The organism is Nioella sp. (genome assembly GCF_965215655.1).
Classification (GTDB): domain Bacteria; phylum Pseudomonadota; class Alphaproteobacteria; order Rhodobacterales; family Rhodobacteraceae; genus Nioella.
This window is the reverse complement of sequence record NZ_OZ244111.1, coordinates 2,171,276-2,190,902: the sequence shown is the minus strand read 5'-3', so window position 1 is coordinate 2,190,902 and position 19,627 is coordinate 2,171,276. Positions and strand designations below refer to the sequence as shown.

The following is a 19,627-nucleotide window of genomic DNA, read 5'->3' as shown; positions in this document are numbered from 1 at the left end:
GCCTTGTTCCGCGCGGGGGCCGACGGGTCAAGCCCCCTTGGCGTCCTTATGGGCGTCATAGCCCGCTTCCAGCTCGCTGCGCAGGAAATCGGCGAAGCGGAGCGGCGGAAACTTCGGCGTGCCGGTGCCGGGTAGGGGGGCGATGTCGGTGTTGACGTTCGGATCGTAGAAGAAGGGGCAGGAATAGCGTTCGCGGCCCGAGCGGTTGATCACCCGATGCGGTGTGGACAGAAGCCGCCCGTTCGACATCCGGTGCAGCATGTCGCCCACATTGACCACGAAGGCCCCCTTCATGGGCGGTGCATCCACCCAGTGGCCTGTGGGCGTCATCACCTGCAACCCGCCCACATCGTCCTGCGCCAGAAGGGTCAGGCAGCCGAAATCCTTGTGCGGGGCAGAGCCGTAGAGGTCATCGGGCGCCTGCGGCGGCATTGGCGGGTAATGCAGCAGGCGCAGCCAGATCGTGGGCGTGTCAAAGGCGCGTAGGATCGTGTCGTCCTCCACCCCGATCGCCTGCAGGGCCAGCCGCATCAGCCGCGCGCCAAGGCCGCTCATCGCGCTTGCATAGGCCTCGCAGGTGGCGCGGAAGCCGGGCAGGTCGGGCCATTGGTTGGGACCGGAGAGGTACACGGCAGGGTCATGCGCCGCATCCTCGCGCATCATCATGAAGCTGGCGGACTGGTTGGGCTTTGTGACCTCGGCCAGTTCGGTCGTCACATCCGTGGAGGTGTTGATCGCGATATAGCCGCGATGGTTGCGATTGACGGCAATGGCCTCTTTCGCGGCCAGGGGAAGGGCGTGAAAGCGGCGAGAGGCCTCGAAAATGTCCTCGCACAGGTCCTCGGGAATGCCGTGATTGACGACGTAGCCGAAGCCCGTCTCGCCATAGGCGCGGGCGAACTCGCAGGCCAGGTCGGTGGTGTCCCGCCCCTCGGTCAGGGGGGCGAGATCTAGCACGGGGATGTCGGTGAACTCGGCCATCGTCCAGTCCGTCAGAACCCTTGATCGCCGCCCTGCTGCCAGGGTTTCACGAGATTGCCAAACTTGGTGAAGCGCCCGTCGAAGCTGAGGTCAACGGAGCCCACGGGGCCATGCCGCTGCTTGCCGATAATGACCTCGGCCTTGCCGTGCAGCTGTTCCATGTCCTGCTGCCATTGCGCCATGGCCTCCAGGTTCTCCTCACCCGGCTTTTCCCGTTCCTTGTAGTATTCGCCCCGGTAGACGAACATCACCACGTCGGCATCCTGTTCGATCGAGCCGGATTCCCGCAGGTCAGAGAGCTGCGGGCGCTTGTCTTCGCGGGCCTCCACCTGGCGGCTGAGCTGCGACAGCGCGATCACGGGGATGTTCAGTTCCTTGGCGATGGCCTTCAACCCTTGGGTAATCTCGGACACCTCGTTCACCCGGTTGTCGGCCTTGCCCGAGCCGCGCAGAAGCTGAAGATAGTCCACGATGATCAGGTCCAGCCCGAGGCGAGAGCGTTTGAGCCGCCGCGACCGGGCCGCGACCTGAGAGATCGGCAGCGCGGGCGTGTCGTCGATATAGAGCGGGCAGCTTTCCAGCTCCTGCGCGGCGCGCAGGTAGCGCTGGAATTCCTGTTCGTTGAGGTCACCCTTGCGGATCAGCTCCGACGGCACTTCGGCCGCCTCGGACAGAATCCGCTGTGCAAGCTGTGCCGCCGACATCTCCAGGCTGAAAAAGCCAACGACACCGCCGGAAAGCGTGCCTTCCGTTCCATCCGGTTTGGGGCCCCGCTTGAACGCCTTGGCGACGTTGAAGGCGATGTTGGTGGCCAGCGATGTCTTGCCCATCGACGGACGACCGGCGAGGATCAGCAGGTCGGAATGGTGCAGGCCGCCCAGCATCTTGTCCATATCGGCCAGCCCGGTGGACAGGCCCGCCAGCCCGCCGCCGCGGTTATAGGCGGCATTGGCGATCTCGACCGCATCGGTCAGCGCGCGCAGGAAGCTCTGGAAGCCTTTGGAGGCGGTGCCGGAGGAGGCCAGTTGGAAGAGTTGCGCCTCGGCATCGACGATCTGGTCGTCGGGCGAGCTGTCATCGCGGACCGTGGTGGCCTTGTCGGCGATGTTCTTGCCCAATTGGATGAGCGAACGGCGCAGGGCGAGGTCATGGATCAGCTGCGCATAGTCGCGGGCCGCCGTCGTGGCGATGGCGGAAAGCTGCAGGCGCAGAAGATATTCAACGCCGCCAAGCGCCTTCAGCCCCTGATGATCGGCCATGAAATTCTTGAGCGTCGTGGCGTCGGTCTGCATGCCGGAGGTGATGCGCTTCGAGGCAAGCTCGAAGATATCGGCATGGACGGGATCATAGAAATGATCGGGTTTCACCAGGTCTTCGATACGATCCAGAACGTCGTTGGACGACAGAATCGCCCCCAGAAGCTGCTGCTCCGCCTCGACATTCTGAGGAAGGTCAGCGGTTTCAGCAGCTTGCGGGAGATTGCCCGCCACATTGCTGATCTCGTTCATCGCTGATCCCCTGTTTTTTAACTGCCCCTGAGGCCCGTGTCATAGCAAATCGGCCTGCGGGCGGGCAATCTGGATATCCTGTGGACAGGCTGTGGAGAAGCGCGCCCGCCACTTGAACTGCGCCCCTGAATGAGGCGCTATCGCGCGGCACGGGCGCGGGGAAGGGCCTTGCAAGGCCCTTGATAAAAGGCGTTTGCAAACGCCTTGGCGCTAGCCCCGCGCGGCGCGCCAGGCTTCGGGATCCTTGAGAAATCGTGCGACCGAGTCGAGTGTCGCGTCATCAAAATCACCCGCGCGGCGCGCCTCGGCCAGCACGTCCCACCACGTGCACAGGTAATGCAGTTCCACCCCATGGGCGCGCAGGGTCGGGATCGTCTCTTCAAAGATGCCGTAGTAGAAAATGACCGCCGTATGCCCGCATTCCGCCCCGGTATTGCGGATCGCATCGACGAATTTCAGCTTCGATCCGCCATCGGTGGTCAGATCCTCGATCAGCACCACGCGCTGACCCTCGCTCATGTCGCCTTCGATCTGGGCATTGCGCCCGTGGCCCTTGGGCTTTTTCCGAACATAGGTCATCGGCAGCGCCATGCGTTCAGCCACCAGCGCGGCGAAAGGAATGCCCGCCGTCTCGCCACCGGCGACATTGTCAAACGCTTCCAGCCCGGCATTTCGCATCAGGGTGCAGGTCAGGAAATCCATCAATGTGGAGCGGATGCGCGGATAGCTGATCAGCTTGCGGCAGTCGACATAGGTGGGTGCCTCTTTGCCATTGGAATGCACAAAGGGCGTGTCCGCGTTGAAATGCACCGCCTTGATGTCGAGCAGCATGCGCGCGGTCAGTTGGGCGATGGTGGCCTGATCGGGGTATGAGCTGGGGATCATCTGTCACCTCTCGTGGTGGGCCGGGGATGCCTCCGGCGGGGGTATTTCGGCAAAGAAGAAGGGGTTACGTCACGCGCCAGAACAGCGGATGGCCTGGGTCGAAGACGGTCACAGGGCCGTCGCCGGTGTCGATCTTGGCGGGATAGGCGACGGGATCGGGCTCTTTCACCAGCGTGATCGTGTCTTCGTTCGGCGGCAGACCGTAGCGCACCGGGCCGAACATGGAGGCGAAGCCCTCCAGCTTGTCGAGCGCGCCTTCCTCTTCGAAGACATGGGCCAGGCAGGCCATGGTGTTGGTGGCGGTGAAACAGCCCGCGCAGCCGCAGGCGCTTTCCTTGTTCGCATCATTGTGGGGTGCGCTGTCGGTGCCGAGGAAGAAGCGCGGGTTGCCGGAGGTCGCGGCCTTGCGCAGCGCCTCCATATGCTCGCGCCGCTTGGCGACCGGCAGGCAGTAATAATGCGGCTTGATTCCGCCCACGAGGATGTGGTTGCGGTTGATCATCAGGTGATGGGAGGTGATCGTTCCGGCGATGTCACCCTCGGCGCCCGCCACATAGTCGATCCCGTGGGACGTGGTGATGTGTTCCAGCGTCACTTTCAGGCCGGGTGTGCGTTCCCGCAGCGGGTGCAGGACGGTTTCGAGGAACACCTGTTCACGGTCGAAGATATCGACCTCATGGGTCGTCACCTCGCCATGGATGCAGAGCGGCAGGCCGATCTCGGCCATGGTCTCCAGCACGCCGCGCACATTGTCGACATTGGCAACACCCGAAGCCGAATTCGTCGTCGCGCCCGCCGGGTAGAGTTTGACCGCTGTCACCAGCCCGCTGGCATGGGCGGAGGCGACATCCGCCGGGTCGGTCTCTTCCGTCAAGTAGAGCGTCATCAGCGGCTGGAACGACATCCCCTTGGGCAGGGCGGCCATGATCCGGTCGCGATAGGCGGCGGCCTGAGCGCCGGTCACCACGGGCGGCACGAGGTTGGGCATGATGATCGCGCGGGCGAAATGGCGCGCGGTTTCGGGCAGGACACCGGCCAGCATCGCGCCATCGCGCAGGTGCAGGTGCCAGTCGTCGGGGCGGCGGATCGTGAGGCTCTGGGTCATGGGGCTTGCGCTACAACGGTTTTGGGCCATGTGCAAAGGGGAAAGCGCCGCTGCGGCGGCGGAGACAGCGGATTTCGATTGCGCAAAGCCTTGCCGATGACCTGCCCCTTGCATGATGCCGCAGTGCAACAGACCTGCGCGGCAGGCTATGCTACCCCTGCGAAGTGATGTCCGGGATCGGGGTTCCATATGTTTTTCAGCTTTCTTATTGGCCTGCTGGCTGGTTTTGCCGAACCATTTGCCGCGCCGTATGTGAAACGGGCGGTTGAGGACGTGTTCGATCTGTCCATCCCGGTCGAAAAATCCGAGTTCGACATGCTGACATTGCTGTTGCTGTTGGCCGCAGGCGGGGGGATTGCGGCTCTGCTGTCCGTGGCGATGCTCGGGCCGCTGCTGATCGGGGCCTTTCTGGGGCTGTTCGGCAAGCGGCTTTACGCGGCCGCAACCGAAGTTCATATCCGTCCAGGGCCGCGCGACGACGCCTGACGGACGGGCAGGATCTTTGAACCATTTGTTGCCGACTGTCGTCTAAAACATGGGCAGGTGGAGCGGTTTCGTTCCACAGTGACTGCCTTTTGTTTCACAACAGGGGCTGGCCAAGACGGATATTGCAGTCAAATATGGATCAAGGGCTGGCCTGCTCGGGTCCGTCTCAATTCCACGATCCCCGGCCAACCGGGGGCGATCCAAATCTTCGCACCAGCAGACATTTCGGAGGTCCACGTCATGATCCAAAAAACCCTTCTCACGCTTGCCATTCTGAGTGCCGGGACGGCAGCGCTGGCAGAATGCCCGCAGAGCATGGCCGATACCGGCGACGGTGTTTACGTCAGCTTCAACGATTTCTACGTGCGTTACGACCGGCAGGCTGATGGCTCTGTGATCGAGCAGGAGGTTTATCTTGAAGATGGCGGCGGTTTCCGCGTGCACAGCATTTCCGGCGCCTTCGTGCTGCAAAGCTGGGACACGCGCCATGGGGCGCTGATCGGCAACACTTCTGAAGTCACGACATATGCGGTCGGGGTGGAAAACCTGCCGACGCTGTTTCCTGGCCAGACATGGCAGGGCAGCACCGTGCGCCGCCATGACGATGGCACCACCAATGTCGAAACCGTTGACGTGCTGATGGAGCCGGAGACCGGGATGTCGCTTGGCGCCTGCAGCTACGCGTCCTGGCCGATCCGGGTGACGACGACCGGCGAGGATGGCGGCGCCTATGTGGACCGCCTGACCTACCTGCCGACCCTCGGATTCGCGATCTACCATGGTGGATCGGACGCGGGCGAAGGCTTTGTGCCGGACATGCCGGTCGCGATCTCGACTGAGCCGCCGACCGTCAATGGCGATGGCCAGATGACAGGTGCGGCAGCCGGTAATCCGACCCCTGCACCGGCCCCCACTGCACCGCAGCCGTCCAAGTAAACTGATCGGACGTCCTCGCTGCGTCGGCCCGTTGGGTGGGCGCGGCCATGGCCCTCAGGCCGTGTTCAGGCGCTCTGCTTCGATGGTCATCATGCGGCGCGCGAATTGGGCGTCACCGGTGGCGGCAAGCCCGCGCTGCGCCACGATATAGGGAAGCGTGCTGCCGCCGCGTTCCGCCGCCCGGTCCATCAGTCGCTTGAGGTAGTCGGGATTTGTCTTGCGCAGCGCCCGCGTGATCTGTGCAAAGCGCAGCGGCGACATGCGGCCATTGCCGGTGGCCTTCAACAGGCGGTCGAGCGTCGAATGCGGCTCCAGCAGCTTCAGCAGGTTGCGGCCTGCGCCGCGCCACCGGATGCGGGTCACGGATTTGCCCCGGAACTGTGCCGCGTGTGCGGCGTCCAGCAGTTCCAGCGGGTCGTAGAGGACAAAGGCCTGTTCCGCCGCGTCCAGCATGGCGGGGGCATAGCCGTACCGGCTGGTGAAATCCTTGCGCCACGCCTTGCGAAACCGCAGCTCGAAGGGGGCGGCATCCCGGTTCAGGCTGGCGGCAGGCGACAAGGCCAGAACCCGCGCCCCGGGCGCGGCCACGGAATAGGCGCAGGCCGCATGGCCGCACATCGGCCCCGCACCCAGGAAAATCACCTGATCGAAACTGTCGAAAAAATCTTCGTCGATCAGGCGGTCGAAAAAGCGGTAAAGCGCCTCGTCGCGAAACCAGGTGTCACCCTCCGCCATGAGGCTGAGATAGGACCATTCGCGTTTGCTGACCGCGTCAAACCCCACCGGCAGCGCATCGCGCCCCTGGCTCATGATGCGGCCGACCTCGTCGAAGGTGACCAGCAGCGTGTCGCCTTCCTGCACGTAAAGCGCCCGGTGATGGGCGCCGATCCGGTCGAAAAAACCGTGCATGTTTCCGATCTGGTCCATTCGGGCCAGCCAATCGGCACGTGTCGGTCGCTCACCTTGCATGGGCATCTGCATGTCGTTCATGGAGGTCTCTCTACATCGGCACTTGTTAACTTAATGCAAATCTGACCGGAGAGTAAGGCACCGCCATGGGCTCGGCGGGAAATTACCGTGGGATTTCTGACGGGATTCTGGCGGCATGTTCCGCATCCCGGCAACAATGCCTTTGCGATGACTTGAATTGATCGCCGAGCGCGCAAGGTTAGGGTTCGGTTCACCTGTGGGGCGACGATCTGACCGGCGAGTGGCAGGCAGGGATTCGAGCGTCACGTCTTGACCCGGACCCCAAGGCCGGGGCTTGATGGGCACCAAAGAGGGAGAGGTCATGCAGTCCATCGACGAGGTCCAGAGCGCGCTTGCCGAACAGAACTATGTTTGCGGACGGGCGCTGGCCACCGTTTTGTTCCTCTCGCTCCGCCTCGGGCGACCGCTGTTCCTGGAGGGCGAGGCCGGCACCGGCAAGACCGAGATCGCCAAGGCCATCGCCGCGGCGCTTGGACGGCGGCTGATCCGGCTGCAGTGCTATGAAGGGCTCGATGCTGCCAGTGCCGTCTATGAATGGAACTTCGCCGAACAGATGATCGCCATTCGCGCCGCAGAGGCCGCAGGGGGGGCCGATCGCGATGTGCTGAAGGGCGAGCTTTTCACCGAAGAGTTCCTGATCGAACGCCCGTTGCTGCAAGCCATGCGTCCACAATCGGGTGGCGCGCCGGTGCTGCTGATTGACGAGATCGACCGGACAGACGAACCTTTCGAGGCATTTCTGCTGGAGGCGCTGTCGGATTTTCAGGTCACGATCCCGGAACTGGGCACCATCAAGGCCCCTGAACCCCCGATCGTCATCCTGACCTCGAACCGCACGCGAGAGGTTCATGACGCGTTGAAACGCCGGTGCCTGTATCACTGGGTCGACTATCCGAGTTTCGACCGAGAGATGGAGATCCTGCAGGCGCGCGCCCCTGAGGCTGCCGCGCAGCTTAGCCGCGAGGTGGTCGGGTTCGTGCAGCGCCTGCGCACAGAGGATCTGTTCAAACGCCCCGGCGTGGCGGAAACCATCGACTGGGCCAAATGCCTGCTGGCGCTCGATGTGCTGGAACTGTCCCCCGATGTCATCGCCGACACAATCGGGGCGATCCTGAAGTATCAGGATGACATCCAAAAGTTGCAGGGGTCCGAGGCCAAACGGCTGCTGGACGAGCTGCGCGACGAGGCCGTCGGGTAATTGTCTTGCGCAAATTATGTGCGCTCCGCCTCAAACCACGGGACTCGCAGGCTTTTCTCTGGTAAGCATTGATCAGCAGGGACGCCGGGGGACGGCCCGGCATGTTCCTGAGACGTTCAGACACAGGGAGCATTTGCCATGATTAAACGTTTCTTCGCGCTTGCGACTTTGATCGCGGGCCTTCTGGGCGCCAGCCAGACATTGGCCTGCCCGAACTGGAACAATCCCACCGTTTTCGGCCAGGCGACGTTGAACGCGGGGTTTCTGCCGGATCCCTATGTGCGCAACATCACGGCAGGTGGGCGGGTGAATCTCGCCAATTGCTACCCCTATCTCGGGCCGGGCTGGGTCGTCTCGCGGCCTGACTTCCGGCTGCATTACTACGGACAGTCCCCGACCGGACGCATGACCATCGCCTTGCAGGCCCGGTCCAACGTCGATCCGATCCTTGTCGTGAATGCACCGGATGGATCGTGGCATTACAATGACGATTATCGCGGCTATGACCCTGCCATCGTCTTCTTCAATCCGATGTCGGGCCAGTACGATATCTGGGCGGGCAGCTATCACCGCAGTTCCAACAACCCGGCTGTGCTGATCGTGACGGAATACAATTACTGAGACACACAGGTACTGAGACATTCAGGGCTCCGGGCCGATGACCGGCCCGGAGCCGTCAGTCCTTTCCTAGCACTGGCTCATCGGCCAGCCTGACGGCAGGATGCAGATCGCCCGATCATTCTGGATGTCGTCGTTGCGACCGTAGATCATGGCCATTCCCGGCGCGGGGGGCGAATACATGATCAGGCTGGCATCGGTCCTGAAACTGAGAGACCCCATCGAGGACGCAGCCGCGAGATAGCGCTGATCCGGCATCAAACTTATACCATAGGTCTGGATGTTCTGGATCTGCCCGTTTCGGACGATACCCGTGAACACGGTGTAGGCACCGGGCTGGTAATACATGCCCCCGTTGGGAGAAAGCGGTGTGGTATTGGCAGGTTGGGCCGCGAATTGGCCCATCTGACGGGTGAAGGTCCGCCATGGGTAGTAGGTGGTGATTGCGCCACCGCCTCCACCGCCCCCGGCTGTCGCGCCGCCACCCGTGCTGCCGCCGCCATGACCGGAATAGCCCGATCCGCTGCCATAGTTCGAATTGGGGTTGGAACAATCCGCAGTATCCGTGCCCCAGGCGCAGTAGCCAAGCCCGTTCGGTTCGTCGCAATCGCCATCATTGGTGTAGGGGCAGGGGTTCATCAGACCGCCGCCGCCAGATGATCCTCCCCCGGCGGATGAGCTGCCATAGCCGCTGCCGCTGCCGAAGTTGGAATTGGGGTTCGAACAGTCGGCGGTATCGGTGCCCCAGGCGCAGTAGCCCAGGCCATTCGGCTCGTCGCAATCGCCGTCATTGGTATAGGGACAGGGGTTGTAGAGCTGCGCATGTGCAGGGGCAGGGAACTGGGAAAGACCAGCCAGCGCGCCGAACACCAAAACGGTCGCAATCTTAAGTGTTTCTTGCATCGAACATGTCTCCTTGAAGTGTCTCATGGCACGTCAGACGACGCGCCTGAATTGTTGCAATAGATGGCATGTGCAACTATGACGTGGATCAATATTAGCGCTAACCTGTCGCGTGTTCTGTGGTCACTGACGCTACGGAAGCCAAGCTGCACACGCGGCGCGGAGGCGGGTGGCTTCCGGCAGTCAGGCCCCCGCGGGTCGCATCCACTCCGCCTGTCCGGGGCTTGACGTTTCAGCACAGAGCGCTTCTTGTCATCACATGGCTGAACAGATCCCGCTGGAGCTGCCGGATAACCCGCAGCTCACCGCCAATATCACCCATTTCGCCCGTGCGCTTCGGGCCGGGGGGCTCAAGGCCGGGCCGGGCCGGGTGCTGGACGCGGTGCGCGCGGTCGAAGCGGCGGGGTTCTCGGAACGGGTTGATTTCTATCACGTTCTTCAGGCCTGTTTTGTCAGCCGCCCCGAGGAACGTGCCACCTTCGACCAGATCTTCCGGCTCTACTGGCGCGATCCGCGTTATATCGAGCATATGATGGCGATGATGCTGCCCGCGATCCGGGGCGTGGCGGAGGAACGGCAGGTGAAGCCGGCCGAGAAACGCGCGGCGGAGGCGCTGCTGGAGGGTGTCACCCGCGATCTGCCAGAGGGGGCCGATCAGCAGGACGAGGGCACCGAGATCGAGGTCGACGCGACCCTGACCATGTCGCGGGAGGAACGGTTGCGCACGCTCGATTTCGAACAGATGAGCAATGCGGAGATGGCCGAGGCCAAGCGGATCATCGCGGGGCTTTCCCTGCCGGTCAAACCCCTGCAAAGCCGCCGGACCATGGCCGCCACACACGGCCGGCTGCCCGACTGGCGGCGCACCATGCGCAGCGCCATGCGGCAGGGGGGAGAGATCACCGGTTTCGACATGAAGGCGCGGCGCATCCGTTGGCCCAACCTCGTGGTGCTCTGCGATATCTCCGGCTCCATGTCCTCCTACAGCCGGGCCGTGCTGCATTTCCTCCATGCGGTTGCGAACCGGAAGGGGCAGGGGTGGGCGAAGGTCCATGCCTTCACCTTCGGGACGCGGCTGACCAATATCACCCGCCATATGGAGGCACGGGATGTGGACGCGGCACTGGCCGCCGCCGGGGCAGAAGCGCAGGACTGGGAGGGCGGCACACGCATCGGGCAATGCCTGACCGCGTTCAACCGTGACTGGTCGCGCCGGGTGTTGGGGCAGGGGGCGGTTGTGCTTTTGATCACCGACGGGCTGGACCGCGACGAACCGGAGGCGCTGGCCGCCCAGATGGAGCGGCTTCACCTTTCGTCAAGAAAACTCATCTGGCTCAACCCGCTGCTCCGGTGGGACGGCTTCGCGCCGAAGGCCGCCGGGATCAAGGCGATGCTGCCCCATGTGGACAGTTTCCGGGCAGGCCACAACATCGCCGCCCTGCAAGGGCTGGCTGAGGCCCTGTCCCGCCCCGACGACATGGGCGAAAAAGCCCGGCTGATGCGGATGTTATGAGAGTTTCTTGATTGACGCTGACACGGGGCAGGGCTAGACCATCCCCGCGTTGCCCGTGTGGCGGAATTGGTAGACGCAGCGGATTCAAAATCCGCCGCCGCAAGGCTTGCCGGTTCGAGTCCGGCCACGGGTACCACTCCACTCCATTGAAACCCTTGTTTTACAGGCGTTTAGGGCTGGATGTTGTGGTAGCCGTACCCCACTTGTTACCCCACCAAGGTTTGCCCCATGCGCCCCATGTGAAATTGGGCGCAGGCGGGTGTTTGCCCCGCGCCGGGGGCTACCCCCCTAGCAAGGGCTGTTTGTCCGTGCTGGGGCGGCTGTGGTGCCGCACAAGCCACTTGCCCAGCTACTTAATCAATCCTAGGTTGAGTTTAGCAAGTAGCAACAAAGCATGAACAATATTGAGAAAGCCTTGCAATGCCACGCGGCCGCCGTGATGGCGGCACAGGCGATTGACCGCGAAGCCGTGATGGGGTGGGCACGTGAACGCGACAGGATACTTACGGAACTGTTCGGCGAAGCAATGTTCGGGCGGTTGGTCCTAGGGTTGGGCTAACCCGATTCGCTACTAACCCAACCCGAAACCGCTCCAAGGAAGCTTGGAGCGGTTTTTCTTTTCGGGTGTATCCCCTTGACTTACGGTAGTCGGATGCCCCACCGACGAGGCTTGCCTTGCGCACCACTTCAACGTGCGCTTCGGACACCTGAATTGCCTAATTGAGGGTACACACATAAGGGTCAGGATCTATTTACAGCCCCAACCTCAACGGCGGCTTCTACCAACTGCGGGCGTTCGGTAAAACCACGGCGATATCCTGAGAAGCGGGACACAGCACCAATTCGCTGCGGCCACGAAGCCTTCTTGCCGATTGAGAGAAGCGGCCATTCAACTACAAACTGCGCGGCAGCTTTGCTAGCAGGAGGTCGTTGCTGCCCAAGAGCACAACTAGAAAGAGTAATTCAAGCTGCCTCACAGGCGGTCATCCAATCAGCTCATCTGAGCGATCATCCGTTTCACCGAAGCGTTTCAAAACAGCCGGTTTCGTACCCTCGTAGACCCTGTGAAGGTTTTCTTTGATCCGCTCGTTCTCACGCTCGAAAAGGCAACTTCCGTTCAGGTCCGACGCGACGATGAATGGCCCCATACGGTTGCACCGGATGACCCACATGGCCTGGGCGATCCCCAGTTCCTCGTGCCAGTGCACCGCTTCCACGTTGTCCACCCCGCGCCCCAGAAGCGCCCCTGTGCCGTAGCCCACTGTCGAAAGGTAAACCGCACCGTTGGGCACGAAGTAGGACTTGTAATCCTTCGACGACATGCCGCCCTTGCCGATGATGAGCTTGGCCCCGGTCTTGGCCATCCATTCGGGCAGCCACTTGGCAAAGCGGAACGAGGCCGTGGCCGTGACTGCACCCATGTCGAAACTGCCATCGGGCCGGATGGTGGCGGCGGGCGAGCAGTGGAAATTGGCCGCGCTTTGCGATGGCAGTTCCATCGGGATGTTGGCCTTGTCTTCCAGCGCGCGCATGTAGACACCTTCGCGCGCCGTATACATCAGCCCGTTGAGATAGACGATGTCGCCAAGGCGCAGCGCGGCAATCTCTTCGGGTGTGGGGGTGGTGCTGAGGACGATCTCACGGGGTTTCATGCCACGCCCTCCGCTGCCTCGGACGCCCAATCAACGGTTTCGCGGCGTTGGTAGTCGGTGAACCAGTCGGGATCGGTGCGATGTTCCACTCGCCCGTCGGGGAAGATGCGGGCCACGGCCCGTCGCGAGGACAGGCAGAAGGCATGGACCGACATCTGCATGCCGCCGGTGTGGCAGTAGCCCACCTCGATATTGCAGTCGATCACCATGTTCTTGCCGACAAAGCCCATGGCCCCCATGCCGATGGAATTGCCCAACTCCTTGAATTCTTCCTCCAGCTCGGCGATGCGCGGGTCGGAATTGCGGCTGCCCACGGTGCGCAGACAGGCCGCGCGCTTTCCCAGGACCATGCAGGTATCCTTGCAGCCGCCAAGCCCGATGCCGATGATCGCGGGCTGGCAGGCGAGACCGCGCTTGCCGAAGGCCACCAGGCTGTCGAGGTAGAAGCGCTTGATCCCCTGGATACCGTCCGAGGGAAAGAGCATCCGGTAATCGGTGCCGAAAAGCCCGCCCTTGTGCACGGTGATCAGGTCGATCCACTCGCCCCCCGGCTCGTAACCATATTCGATTTCGGGCGCACCGATGCCCACGTTGTTGTTGTGATCCGTCCGCCAGAGCGGATGCACCCGGTTGGGCCGCAGCGGCACCCCGGTGGTGCGGTTGGCGGTGGCGCGGCGCAGTGCCGCTTCCAGCGCGATGGGGCCGCCCTCGATCCGGGTTTCGTTGCCCATCTTGACATACCAGCGCGGCGTGCCGGTATCGCCGCACATGGCGCGGCGGTCTTGCTTCGCGGCTTCGTAATTTTCCAGCATCGCCTGCAACACGAAGGACGACAGGTCGCCATCCTCGGTCTCGGCGGCGGCCTTCAGCCCGTCGAGGTAGTCCTGCGGAATCTCGATGGCAGCCTTGTCCATCAAGGTCTCGGCGGTGGATTGAATGAGGTCGATCGGGATCATCAGGTCGCTCCCACAAGCGTTTCGGGTTCGCCCTCGGGCAGGATGGTTTCGCCGGGGCGGACGATGGTGAACTGCACGTCCTCGCGCCCGACCTCGACCGTCTCGCCGGACTGGCGCGCCACGGTGAAGTACGAGCTTTCCAGCGCGCCGGGTTCGGGGAAGTCCTCTCGGAAATGGGCCCCGCGAGAGTTTTCACGCGCGAGGCCGGCCTTGGCGATGACCTCGGATATATCGGTCAGCGAGGCCATGTTGAGCCAGTCGTGCCAGGTCAGGTTGAAGGCGAGGTTCGAGCCGTCCACCCCGGTTTCGAGGAGTTCGGCCCGGATGTCCGCCAGCTTGCGCAGGCCGCGCTCCATGCCGGGGCCGGTGCGCATGACGCCCACGTCGTCCCACATCGCCTCTTGCAGCTTGTGGCGCAGCGCCTGCACATTGCCCGGCGTCTTGGCCAAGGGGCGGCAGGCGCGGGCGATCTCCGCGGCCAGTACGGTTTCGTCGGGATCGCGCAGCGCACCGATCTTGCGGATGTCGGCTCCCATCACGTCGCCTGCAACGCCGCCATAGACGGTGGAATTGGCTACCCCATTGCCGCCGAGCCGGTTCGAGCCATGCGCGCCGCCCGCATCCTCGCCCGCGACGTAGAGCCCCTCCATCGCGGTGCGCGTGTCTGCATCGACGATGACGCCGCCCATGAAGTAATGCGCGGTCGGCACCACCTCGACCTTGCCGCCCGCCAGGTCAAAGCCGCTATCGGCGCAGCGCTTGACCATGCCCGCGAACTTGCGCCGCACGTTCTCGGGGCCAAGGTGGCCCATGGAAATGAACATTCCCACCTGGTCGGGGTCGTTGGCCTTGCGCATCTCGGCATAGATGCCGCGGCTGACCACGTCGCGGGTGGCCCGCTCGCCAAGCGCGTCATAGTCGAACATGAAGCGCTGCCCCTGATGGTTCAAAAGCTGCCCGCCCGCGCCGCGCAGGCCCTCTTCCAGCACCGTGCCCGTCATCCGGGTGTGATCGCCCGCCAAGAGTCCGGTGGGGTGAAACTGCACCATTTCCATGTCGCGTAGAGGCAGGCCTGCGCGGAGTGCCATGGCCAGCCCGTCCATCGTCTTGTCGCCCGATGGCGTGTGATACTTGTACATCGTCGGCCCGCCGCCGGTGCCCATCATCACCGTCTTGGCGCGCACGAAGCGAAAGCGACCTGTGCGCATGTCGATGAATAGAACCCCCGCCAGCGCAGAGCCGTCGCGGGTGGGGATGAGGCCGATGGCGCGGTGTTCCTGTAGCTTCTCAACCGGACGTGCCAGAACCTGCTCCATCAGGCGGCTGATGATCTCGATCCCCGTCAGGTCGCCCTTGTGCACGGTGCGGTCGGCGGTCTGTCCGGCGAAGGCCTTCTGGTGCACGCTGCCGTCAGGGTTGCGGTCGAAATAGCAGCCGATCTCGTTCTCAAGTTCGTGGATGCGCGTCACCGCTTCCTTGCACAGTTTCCAGGCCATGTCCTGGTTTGGCAGCCATTTGCCGCCATTGATCGTATCCATGAAGTGCCGTTCGACGCTGTCGCCGCCGCCAAGCGCCACGTTGTAGCCGCCCTGAACCATCCGTGTGCAACCGCATTTGCCGATGAGCCCCTTCACAGCCAGCGTGATCCGCGTGCCTTCGGGTGCCGATTGCAGCGCATGGAGCGCGGCAAAGAGCCCCGCTCCGCCGCTCCCAAGGATCAGGATATCGGTGTCGTGGCGGTCCATTTGGGTCATTGGGTTCATGGCTTACACCGCGTTCAGAAGAAAGGCGCCCGAGACCAGGAAGGCCCCGGCCAGGGCGGATGCGGCCAGCGTCTTCTGCCGCCCCGTCCAGGGCAGGAATTCCAGCGCAAGAAGACGCAGCCCGCCGAAGAAATGCACGGCCAGCAGGAAGACGAGGCCGAACTCGGCCAGTTTCACCAGCGGCATCTCGGCCCAGTGCAGGAACGAATCCAACCGGTCGGGATCAGTCAGCGCCAGCGACAGCACGTAGAAATGCGCGGGCAGGAACAGCGCCAGCCCCATTCCAGACAGGCGGTGCAGCAGGTAGGCCAGGCCAAGCGGATGGGCGAGATGGGCCTTCATGGCATCACCGTCACGGCCCACACGGCCCGCGCGCCCAACCCCAGAAAAGCCAGCCCAATCCCCCAGGTGACGCCCGCCAGCGCCCCACCGCGCAGCCCCGTTGCCTCGTGCATGATGACGCGCAGCCCGATCGCGGAATGGATTGAAACAGCCAGGACGAAGAGCCCGTAGAACAGCATCCAGAAGAGCGAACCTTGCGTCCGAGACAGGATTTCGCCCGCGCTCAGCCCGCCTTGGATGGCGTAGATCATCACCCCAAGATGCGTCAGCACCAGCGGGGCCATCATCATCGCCGACAACCGCTGCAGCATGTAAAGCCTCAGGTCCAGCACCTCATCCCCTCCTCTTGAAGAATGTTTGCACCGAGGCGCGCTTGAGCCCGGCAATCGCGCGCATCGGGTCCAGTTCGTTGGGGCAATGCATCGTGCAGCTGCCCTGGCTGTGGCAGTTATGGCAGCCGCCGTTTCCCGATACGCCATCGAGGATCGCCTGACGGTCGACCTCCTTGGCGTCGTTGAACAGGGTCCAGGCCCGTTGAAGCGCGGCAGGGCCGAGGTAATCGGGATTGCCCGCCACCGTGTCGCAGGCCGCGTAGCAGACCGAGCAGTTGATGCACTCGATCGCCGTGTTGGCTTCGGCGCGCGCAGGCTCGTCGGGGCGAATTGCGGGCATCGGGTCGTGCCGGGTGGCCGTCGGGTGATGGTGTCCCCCGGCCTTGATCCATTTGTCGAAGAACGGGTCCATGTCGGCGGCCAGGTCCTTGATCACCGGCAGGTTGCGCAAGGGCGCGATTGTCACCCGGTCTTCCGCCAACACCTTTTTGACATGGGTCCGACAGGTCCAGCGCGGCTTGCCGTTGACCATCATCGCGCAGGATCCGCACATGCCGACGCGGCAGGCAAAGCGATAAGACAGTGTTGGATCAGCGTTCTGTTGAATCCAGCTGACCACATCAAGAATGGTCTGATTGTCTTCGGCGGGCACCTCGAAGGTCTGATAGTATCCGCCTTCACCCGTCCCGCGCCAGACCGACACAGACAGTACGCCAAGCTTGGTCTTCACGTCCATTTAGACGCCCTGATGATCTGGTATCGGACAATTAGCATCAAATTTAGCCTTTTGGTTCACGGCGTTGTCAGAGTTTGGCTCTGAGGTCGCCGGCGCCGCGTTGGCGCCGGCATAGGAGCAGGTCAGGCGTCGTGGACGTAGTAGCGGCCCATGGTGCCTGCGGCCTCTTCGAGGCGCGCGAAGGTTTCCATGTCGCCGGCGAGTTCCGTCTTGAACTCGTCCCATTCGCTGCGCTGGTAGCCGCCAGCGGCCTGCCATTCGGCCAGCTGGTCGTCGCTCAGAGAGTGGAACTCCACTCCGAAGTTGCGCAGCTCGGCCATCGCATAGGCGCGCGCCGCCGGGACCTTCGCCAGGTTCTGCTGCGTCGTGATCTCGCCGGCAAACTCAATGCCTTCCTGCACGTCGGCGGGCAGGGAGTTGAACCATTCCAGGTTCATCGAGAAGACCTGCCCGTCTGGCACCGCCTGGGTGAAGGTCACGTGGCTGAGAATCTCACCGAAGCCGAAGACATGCAGCGCGCCGACCGACGGGTCGAGCGCATCGGCCACGCCCTGACGGATCGCCGACGGGGTTTCGCCCCAGGCCACCGGGGTCGGGTTCGCGCCAACCATGCGGTAATACTGCTGCAACATGGCGGAGCCCGGAACGCGGAACTTGACGCCTTCCATGTCAGCCGGGGTGATGATCGCATCGCCGCCCTGACGCACGGCCACGACACGCGGGTCGATGACGACATAGTAAAGCGGCTTGAAGCCCGCCTCCGCGATGCGCGGATGCACGGTGCTGTTCCAGGTCTCGGAGTTGACCAGGTTGGTGAAGCGCTGGTTGGAGCCACAGAAATACGGCAGGTTGATCAGGTCAACAGCCGGCGCGAAGGGCGCGAAGTTGGACAGCGAGTGCTGCGCACATTGGATGGTGCCGCCCTGAACCGCCTGCGCCAACGCCCCACCGGCGCCAAGCTGACCGCCTGGCGCGAGACGCACATAGACCTTGCCGTTGGTCAAGTTCTGGATGTTTTCCTTCAGGTCCAGCTGCATGATCGGGTAGCTGCGGGATGCACCAAGCACATAGGCGGTGGCCAGCGTCATGATGTGGTCAGCCGCGTCCTCACGCTCACGCTCCTCCTGCGCGGTTTGTGCGACGGCCTGATCGGACCACAGAACGCCCCCTGCCCCGGCAACCATGGCAGCGGTAAAGCCACCGGTCCCTGCCAGCTTGAGGAAATTCCGCCGTTCGGCCGATTTCAGCTCCTGCTTGTCTTTGAAGTCCATTCCGCTTCCTCCCTTAGTTTCGCGGTCTTATTCGTCAGCGTTGCGCCGGGCCTCTGCCTTCAGAATGCCGGACACGAACGTGATGGATGTCAGGAAGAGGACGATCATTTCAGCCACATCGCCCATGAACGCGGCGTCAGCGAAGGCGCCAAGCACGACATTGGCGAGGAAGATCAGAAACAAGACTGCTGAAATTGCGAAGACCATGGTTCCTCCCGAACTCGGCTGGTGGGCCAAGTGGCTGACTCCAGCTGTACTAGGGGGAAGCTTATATTGTAGAATGACTAACGAAAAACATAAATTGTTTAACTTTACAGAAAGCAATGCTTACAAAAAGCGGTTGGAGCTATGTAGTTCTAGCTGTTTTTCGCGCTGCTTGCTCAGCACAATGGAACTTTCTATGTAACCCGCAATTGCTATTCTCGGACTCTGGCTTGACCCTCTCACGACTCGTCCTTAGCTGGCCGCGACATCTGGCGCATCGTGTGCAGAATTGCCGACCAGTCGTTTCCGGCTAACCCATGCGAACGAGAGACTGAATAGAGCTGGGCGGCGGCGGCTCCTACGCCCAAGGGAACATCCAAGTCAGCACCATACGCCAGGGCGAGGTTGAGGTCCTTGGACGCAAGGCCAAGGGCGAACTCCGGGGAGATGTCTCCGCTGAAGACCTTGCGATCATACGCTCCGGACAAGAAGCCCTTGCCCGCTGCGGTGCCGGCCATGATCCGTGCAGTGAGCATCAGGTCGAGCCCAGCCGTTTCCGCGAAAGCCAATGTTTCCGCTGTCAGCGCGTTTAAGGCAGTGGACATGTAATTATTAATTATCTTCGTGCGCGTACCAGTTCCGTTGCCACCACAGTGAAGCGTCTCTCGCCCCATTGCAGAAAACAACGGTGCAGCCGTCGCAACATCTTCTGCGGTGCCACCGGCCAGAATGAGTAACTCTCCCTTCTCTGCATATTCAGAGGTGCCGCCGACGGGCGCATCAATCATGCGAATCCCGAGCGACGAAAGCCGACTAGCAAGGCTATCGGTCATACTTGGAGCAATTGTGCTCATATCTATGAACACCGTGGCGCTATCCATTGCAGCCGCCACGCCGTTGGCTCCGAAGAGGGTGTCCTCCACATCGGGTCCGTTAGGTAACATCGTAACGACAAATTCACGACCGGTTGCGGCCTCGGTCGCAGTGGAACAGGAGTGACATCCATGACCCGCGGCCTTGTCCATAGCAGCAGGAAAGACATCGAACGCCCAGACATCATGACCAGACTCAACCAGATTGCGGGTCATTGAAAGCCCCATGCGTCCAAGCCCAATGAAACCGATATTGGCCATCTGATCGTTCCTTCTGCTTCGGTGTTGAGGAAGACCCTAATCGTAACCTCTGCAAACAGAAAGTTAGTAATAATTTACTTTCCTGTAGACTTGTCTTACACAAATCGATGAACGG

Annotated in this window: 21 protein-coding genes and 1 tRNA gene; 7 read left to right on the top strand and 15 right to left on the bottom strand. The window is 62.4% G+C overall.

The window, feature by feature from the left end; all coding sequences use genetic code 11:
• Positions 1 to 27: 27 nt before the first annotated feature.
• From ACOOEX_RS10890 to pyrC, 4 genes are all read right to left on the bottom strand, one after another.
• Positions 28 to 981 carry an isopenicillin N synthase family dioxygenase gene (locus ACOOEX_RS10890; protein WP_420394858.1) on the bottom strand — a complete coding sequence of 318 codons (954 nt, stop codon included), beginning with the start codon at positions 979 to 981 and terminating at the stop codon, positions 28 to 30.
• Between the two features lie 11 nt (positions 982 to 992).
• Positions 993 to 2,489 (bottom strand): replicative DNA helicase, encoded by a 1,497-nt coding sequence (locus tag ACOOEX_RS10885; RefSeq protein WP_420394857.1) that lies wholly within the window; start codon positions 2,487 to 2,489, stop codon positions 993 to 995.
• Between the two features lie 210 nt (positions 2,490 to 2,699).
• Positions 2,700 to 3,374, bottom strand: coding sequence for an orotate phosphoribosyltransferase (locus tag ACOOEX_RS10880; RefSeq protein WP_420394856.1), 675 nt, complete (start codon positions 3,372 to 3,374; stop codon positions 2,700 to 2,702).
• A gap of 64 nt (positions 3,375 to 3,438) precedes the next feature.
• On the bottom strand, positions 3,439 to 4,479 hold the full coding sequence (pyrC, locus tag ACOOEX_RS10875; RefSeq protein WP_420394855.1) for a dihydroorotase: 1,041 nt from the start codon (positions 4,477 to 4,479) through the stop codon (positions 3,439 to 3,441).
• Positions 4,480 to 4,668: 189 nt separating this feature from the next.
• Between pyrC and ACOOEX_RS10870 the strand changes: the two genes are divergently transcribed.
• A complete protein-coding gene (locus ACOOEX_RS10870) occupies positions 4,669 to 4,965 on the top strand; it encodes a hypothetical protein (protein ID WP_420394854.1) in 297 nt (98 codons plus the stop codon).
• 240 nt (positions 4,966 to 5,205) lie between these two features.
• Positions 5,206 to 5,901: a hypothetical protein gene (locus tag ACOOEX_RS10865; RefSeq protein WP_420394853.1), complete on the top strand. Its 696-nt coding sequence runs from the start codon at positions 5,206 to 5,208 to the stop codon at positions 5,899 to 5,901.
• A 54-nt stretch (positions 5,902 to 5,955) separates the two neighbouring features.
• On the opposite strand, the gene ACOOEX_RS10860 is transcribed toward ACOOEX_RS10865, so the two are convergent.
• Positions 5,956 to 6,891: a phosphoadenosine phosphosulfate reductase gene (locus tag ACOOEX_RS10860; protein ID WP_420394852.1), complete on the bottom strand. Its 936-nt coding sequence runs from the start codon at positions 6,889 to 6,891 to the stop codon at positions 5,956 to 5,958.
• Between the two features lie 301 nt (positions 6,892 to 7,192).
• Here ACOOEX_RS10860 and ACOOEX_RS10855 point away from each other — a divergent pair, with 301 nt between their 5' ends.
• Both ACOOEX_RS10855 and ACOOEX_RS10850 read left to right on the top strand, forming a co-directional pair.
• Positions 7,193 to 8,089, top strand: coding sequence for an AAA family ATPase (locus tag ACOOEX_RS10855; protein WP_420398363.1), 897 nt, complete (start codon positions 7,193 to 7,195; stop codon positions 8,087 to 8,089).
• 138 nt (positions 8,090 to 8,227) lie between these two features.
• Positions 8,228 to 8,710, top strand: coding sequence for a peptidase S1 (locus ACOOEX_RS10850; RefSeq protein ID WP_306046356.1), 483 nt, complete (start codon positions 8,228 to 8,230; stop codon positions 8,708 to 8,710).
• Between the two features lie 66 nt (positions 8,711 to 8,776).
• Here the strand turns inward: ACOOEX_RS10850 and ACOOEX_RS10845 are convergent, their stop codons facing one another.
• Positions 8,777 to 9,610 carry a hypothetical protein gene (locus ACOOEX_RS10845; RefSeq protein ID WP_420394851.1) on the bottom strand — a complete coding sequence of 278 codons (834 nt, stop codon included), beginning with the start codon at positions 9,608 to 9,610 and terminating at the stop codon, positions 8,777 to 8,779.
• Between the two features lie 259 nt (positions 9,611 to 9,869).
• On the opposite strand from ACOOEX_RS10845, the gene ACOOEX_RS10840 reads away from it, so the two are divergent.
• From ACOOEX_RS10840 to ACOOEX_RS10830, 3 genes are all read left to right on the top strand, one after another.
• Positions 9,870 to 11,123: a vWA domain-containing protein gene (locus tag ACOOEX_RS10840; protein ID WP_420394850.1), complete on the top strand. Its 1,254-nt coding sequence runs from the start codon at positions 9,870 to 9,872 to the stop codon at positions 11,121 to 11,123.
• A gap of 51 nt (positions 11,124 to 11,174) precedes the next feature.
• A tRNA-Leu gene (locus ACOOEX_RS10835) sits at positions 11,175 to 11,259 on the top strand.
• A gap of 258 nt (positions 11,260 to 11,517) precedes the next feature.
• Positions 11,518 to 11,682: a hypothetical protein gene (locus tag ACOOEX_RS10830; RefSeq protein WP_420394849.1), complete on the top strand. Its 165-nt coding sequence runs from the start codon at positions 11,518 to 11,520 to the stop codon at positions 11,680 to 11,682.
• A 424-nt stretch (positions 11,683 to 12,106) separates the two neighbouring features.
• Here ACOOEX_RS10830 and ACOOEX_RS10825 read toward each other — a convergent pair whose 3' ends face one another.
• The 9 genes from ACOOEX_RS10825 to ACOOEX_RS10785 form a co-directional block, all read right to left on the bottom strand.
• Entirely contained in the window at positions 12,107 to 12,775 is a 669-nt protein-coding gene (locus ACOOEX_RS10825; RefSeq protein ID WP_420394848.1) for a fumarate hydratase C-terminal domain-containing protein, read from the bottom strand.
• Positions 12,772 to 13,731 (bottom strand): fumarate hydratase, encoded by a 960-nt coding sequence (locus ACOOEX_RS10820; protein WP_420394847.1) that lies wholly within the window; start codon positions 13,729 to 13,731, stop codon positions 12,772 to 12,774. The genes ACOOEX_RS10825 and ACOOEX_RS10820 overlap by 4 nt, the downstream gene beginning before the upstream one ends.
• The gene (locus ACOOEX_RS10815; RefSeq protein WP_420398362.1) at positions 13,731 to 15,485 is read right to left on the bottom strand and encodes an L-aspartate oxidase; all 1,755 of its coding nucleotides are present in this window, start codon (positions 15,483 to 15,485) and stop codon (positions 13,731 to 13,733) included. The genes ACOOEX_RS10820 and ACOOEX_RS10815 overlap by 1 nt, the downstream gene beginning before the upstream one ends.
• Before the next feature lie 12 nt (positions 15,486 to 15,497).
• Complete coding sequence (locus tag ACOOEX_RS10810; protein WP_420394846.1) at positions 15,498 to 15,836, bottom strand: succinate dehydrogenase, cytochrome b556 subunit; 339 nt, start codon at positions 15,834 to 15,836, stop codon at positions 15,498 to 15,500.
• Positions 15,833 to 16,168, bottom strand: a complete 336-nt coding sequence (locus ACOOEX_RS10805) for a succinate dehydrogenase (protein ID WP_420394845.1) — start codon at positions 16,166 to 16,168, stop codon at positions 15,833 to 15,835. The genes ACOOEX_RS10810 and ACOOEX_RS10805 overlap by 4 nt, the downstream gene beginning before the upstream one ends.
• Before the next feature lies 1 nt (position 16,169).
• On the bottom strand, positions 16,170 to 16,904 hold the full coding sequence (locus ACOOEX_RS10800; RefSeq protein WP_420394844.1) for a succinate dehydrogenase/fumarate reductase iron-sulfur subunit: 735 nt from the start codon (positions 16,902 to 16,904) through the stop codon (positions 16,170 to 16,172).
• A gap of 122 nt (positions 16,905 to 17,026) precedes the next feature.
• Positions 17,027 to 18,175 carry a TRAP transporter substrate-binding protein gene (locus tag ACOOEX_RS10795; protein ID WP_420394843.1) on the bottom strand — a complete coding sequence of 383 codons (1,149 nt, stop codon included), beginning with the start codon at positions 18,173 to 18,175 and terminating at the stop codon, positions 17,027 to 17,029.
• Between the two features lie 27 nt (positions 18,176 to 18,202).
• Positions 18,203 to 18,382: a hypothetical protein gene (locus ACOOEX_RS10790; protein WP_420394842.1), complete on the bottom strand. Its 180-nt coding sequence runs from the start codon at positions 18,380 to 18,382 to the stop codon at positions 18,203 to 18,205.
• Between the two features lie 236 nt (positions 18,383 to 18,618).
• Positions 18,619 to 19,512: an NAD(P)-binding domain-containing protein gene (locus tag ACOOEX_RS10785; RefSeq protein ID WP_420394841.1), complete on the bottom strand. Its 894-nt coding sequence runs from the start codon at positions 19,510 to 19,512 to the stop codon at positions 18,619 to 18,621.
• Positions 19,513 to 19,627 lie beyond the last annotated feature (115 nt).

What these genes read in the sequence shown, in the direction of transcription:
- ACOOEX_RS10890 (WP_420394858.1), bottom strand. Translation starts at nt 981, where the DNA reads ATGGCCGAGTTCACCGACATCCCCGTGCTAGATCTCGCCCCCCTGACC.
- ACOOEX_RS10885 (WP_420394857.1), bottom strand. Translation starts at nt 2,489, where the DNA reads ATGAACGAGATCAGCAATGTGGCGGGCAATCTCCCGCAAGCTGCTGAA.
- ACOOEX_RS10880 (WP_420394856.1), bottom strand. Translation starts at nt 3,374, where the DNA reads ATGATCCCCAGCTCATACCCCGATCAGGCCACCATCGCCCAACTGACC.
- pyrC (WP_420394855.1), bottom strand. Translation starts at nt 4,479, where the DNA reads ATGACCCAGAGCCTCACGATCCGCCGCCCCGACGACTGGCACCTGCAC.
- ACOOEX_RS10870 (WP_420394854.1), top strand. Translation starts at nt 4,669, where the DNA reads ATGTTTTTCAGCTTTCTTATTGGCCTGCTGGCTGGTTTTGCCGAACCA.
- ACOOEX_RS10865 (WP_420394853.1), top strand. Translation starts at nt 5,206, where the DNA reads ATGATCCAAAAAACCCTTCTCACGCTTGCCATTCTGAGTGCCGGGACG.
- ACOOEX_RS10860 (WP_420394852.1), bottom strand. Translation starts at nt 6,891, where the DNA reads ATGAACGACATGCAGATGCCCATGCAAGGTGAGCGACCGACACGTGCC.
- ACOOEX_RS10855 (WP_420398363.1), top strand. Translation starts at nt 7,193, where the DNA reads ATGCAGTCCATCGACGAGGTCCAGAGCGCGCTTGCCGAACAGAACTAT.
- ACOOEX_RS10850 (WP_306046356.1), top strand. Translation starts at nt 8,228, where the DNA reads ATGATTAAACGTTTCTTCGCGCTTGCGACTTTGATCGCGGGCCTTCTG.
- ACOOEX_RS10845 (WP_420394851.1), bottom strand. Translation starts at nt 9,610, where the DNA reads ATGCAAGAAACACTTAAGATTGCGACCGTTTTGGTGTTCGGCGCGCTG.
- ACOOEX_RS10840 (WP_420394850.1), top strand. Translation starts at nt 9,870, where the DNA reads ATGGCTGAACAGATCCCGCTGGAGCTGCCGGATAACCCGCAGCTCACC.
- ACOOEX_RS10830 (WP_420394849.1), top strand. Translation starts at nt 11,518, where the DNA reads ATGAACAATATTGAGAAAGCCTTGCAATGCCACGCGGCCGCCGTGATG.
- ACOOEX_RS10825 (WP_420394848.1), bottom strand. Translation starts at nt 12,775, where the DNA reads ATGAAACCCCGTGAGATCGTCCTCAGCACCACCCCCACACCCGAAGAG.
- ACOOEX_RS10820 (WP_420394847.1), bottom strand. Translation starts at nt 13,731, where the DNA reads ATGATCCCGATCGACCTCATTCAATCCACCGCCGAGACCTTGATGGAC.
- ACOOEX_RS10815 (WP_420398362.1), bottom strand. Translation starts at nt 15,485, where the DNA reads ATGACCCAAATGGACCGCCACGACACCGATATCCTGATCCTTGGGAGC.
- ACOOEX_RS10810 (WP_420394846.1), bottom strand. Translation starts at nt 15,836, where the DNA reads ATGAAGGCCCATCTCGCCCATCCGCTTGGCCTGGCCTACCTGCTGCAC.
- ACOOEX_RS10800 (WP_420394844.1), bottom strand. Translation starts at nt 16,904, where the DNA reads ATGGACGTGAAGACCAAGCTTGGCGTACTGTCTGTGTCGGTCTGGCGC.
- ACOOEX_RS10795 (WP_420394843.1), bottom strand. Translation starts at nt 18,175, where the DNA reads ATGGACTTCAAAGACAAGCAGGAGCTGAAATCGGCCGAACGGCGGAAT.
- ACOOEX_RS10790 (WP_420394842.1), bottom strand. Translation starts at nt 18,382, where the DNA reads ATGGTCTTCGCAATTTCAGCAGTCTTGTTTCTGATCTTCCTCGCCAAT.
- ACOOEX_RS10785 (WP_420394841.1), bottom strand. Translation starts at nt 19,512, where the DNA reads ATGGCCAATATCGGTTTCATTGGGCTTGGACGCATGGGGCTTTCAATG.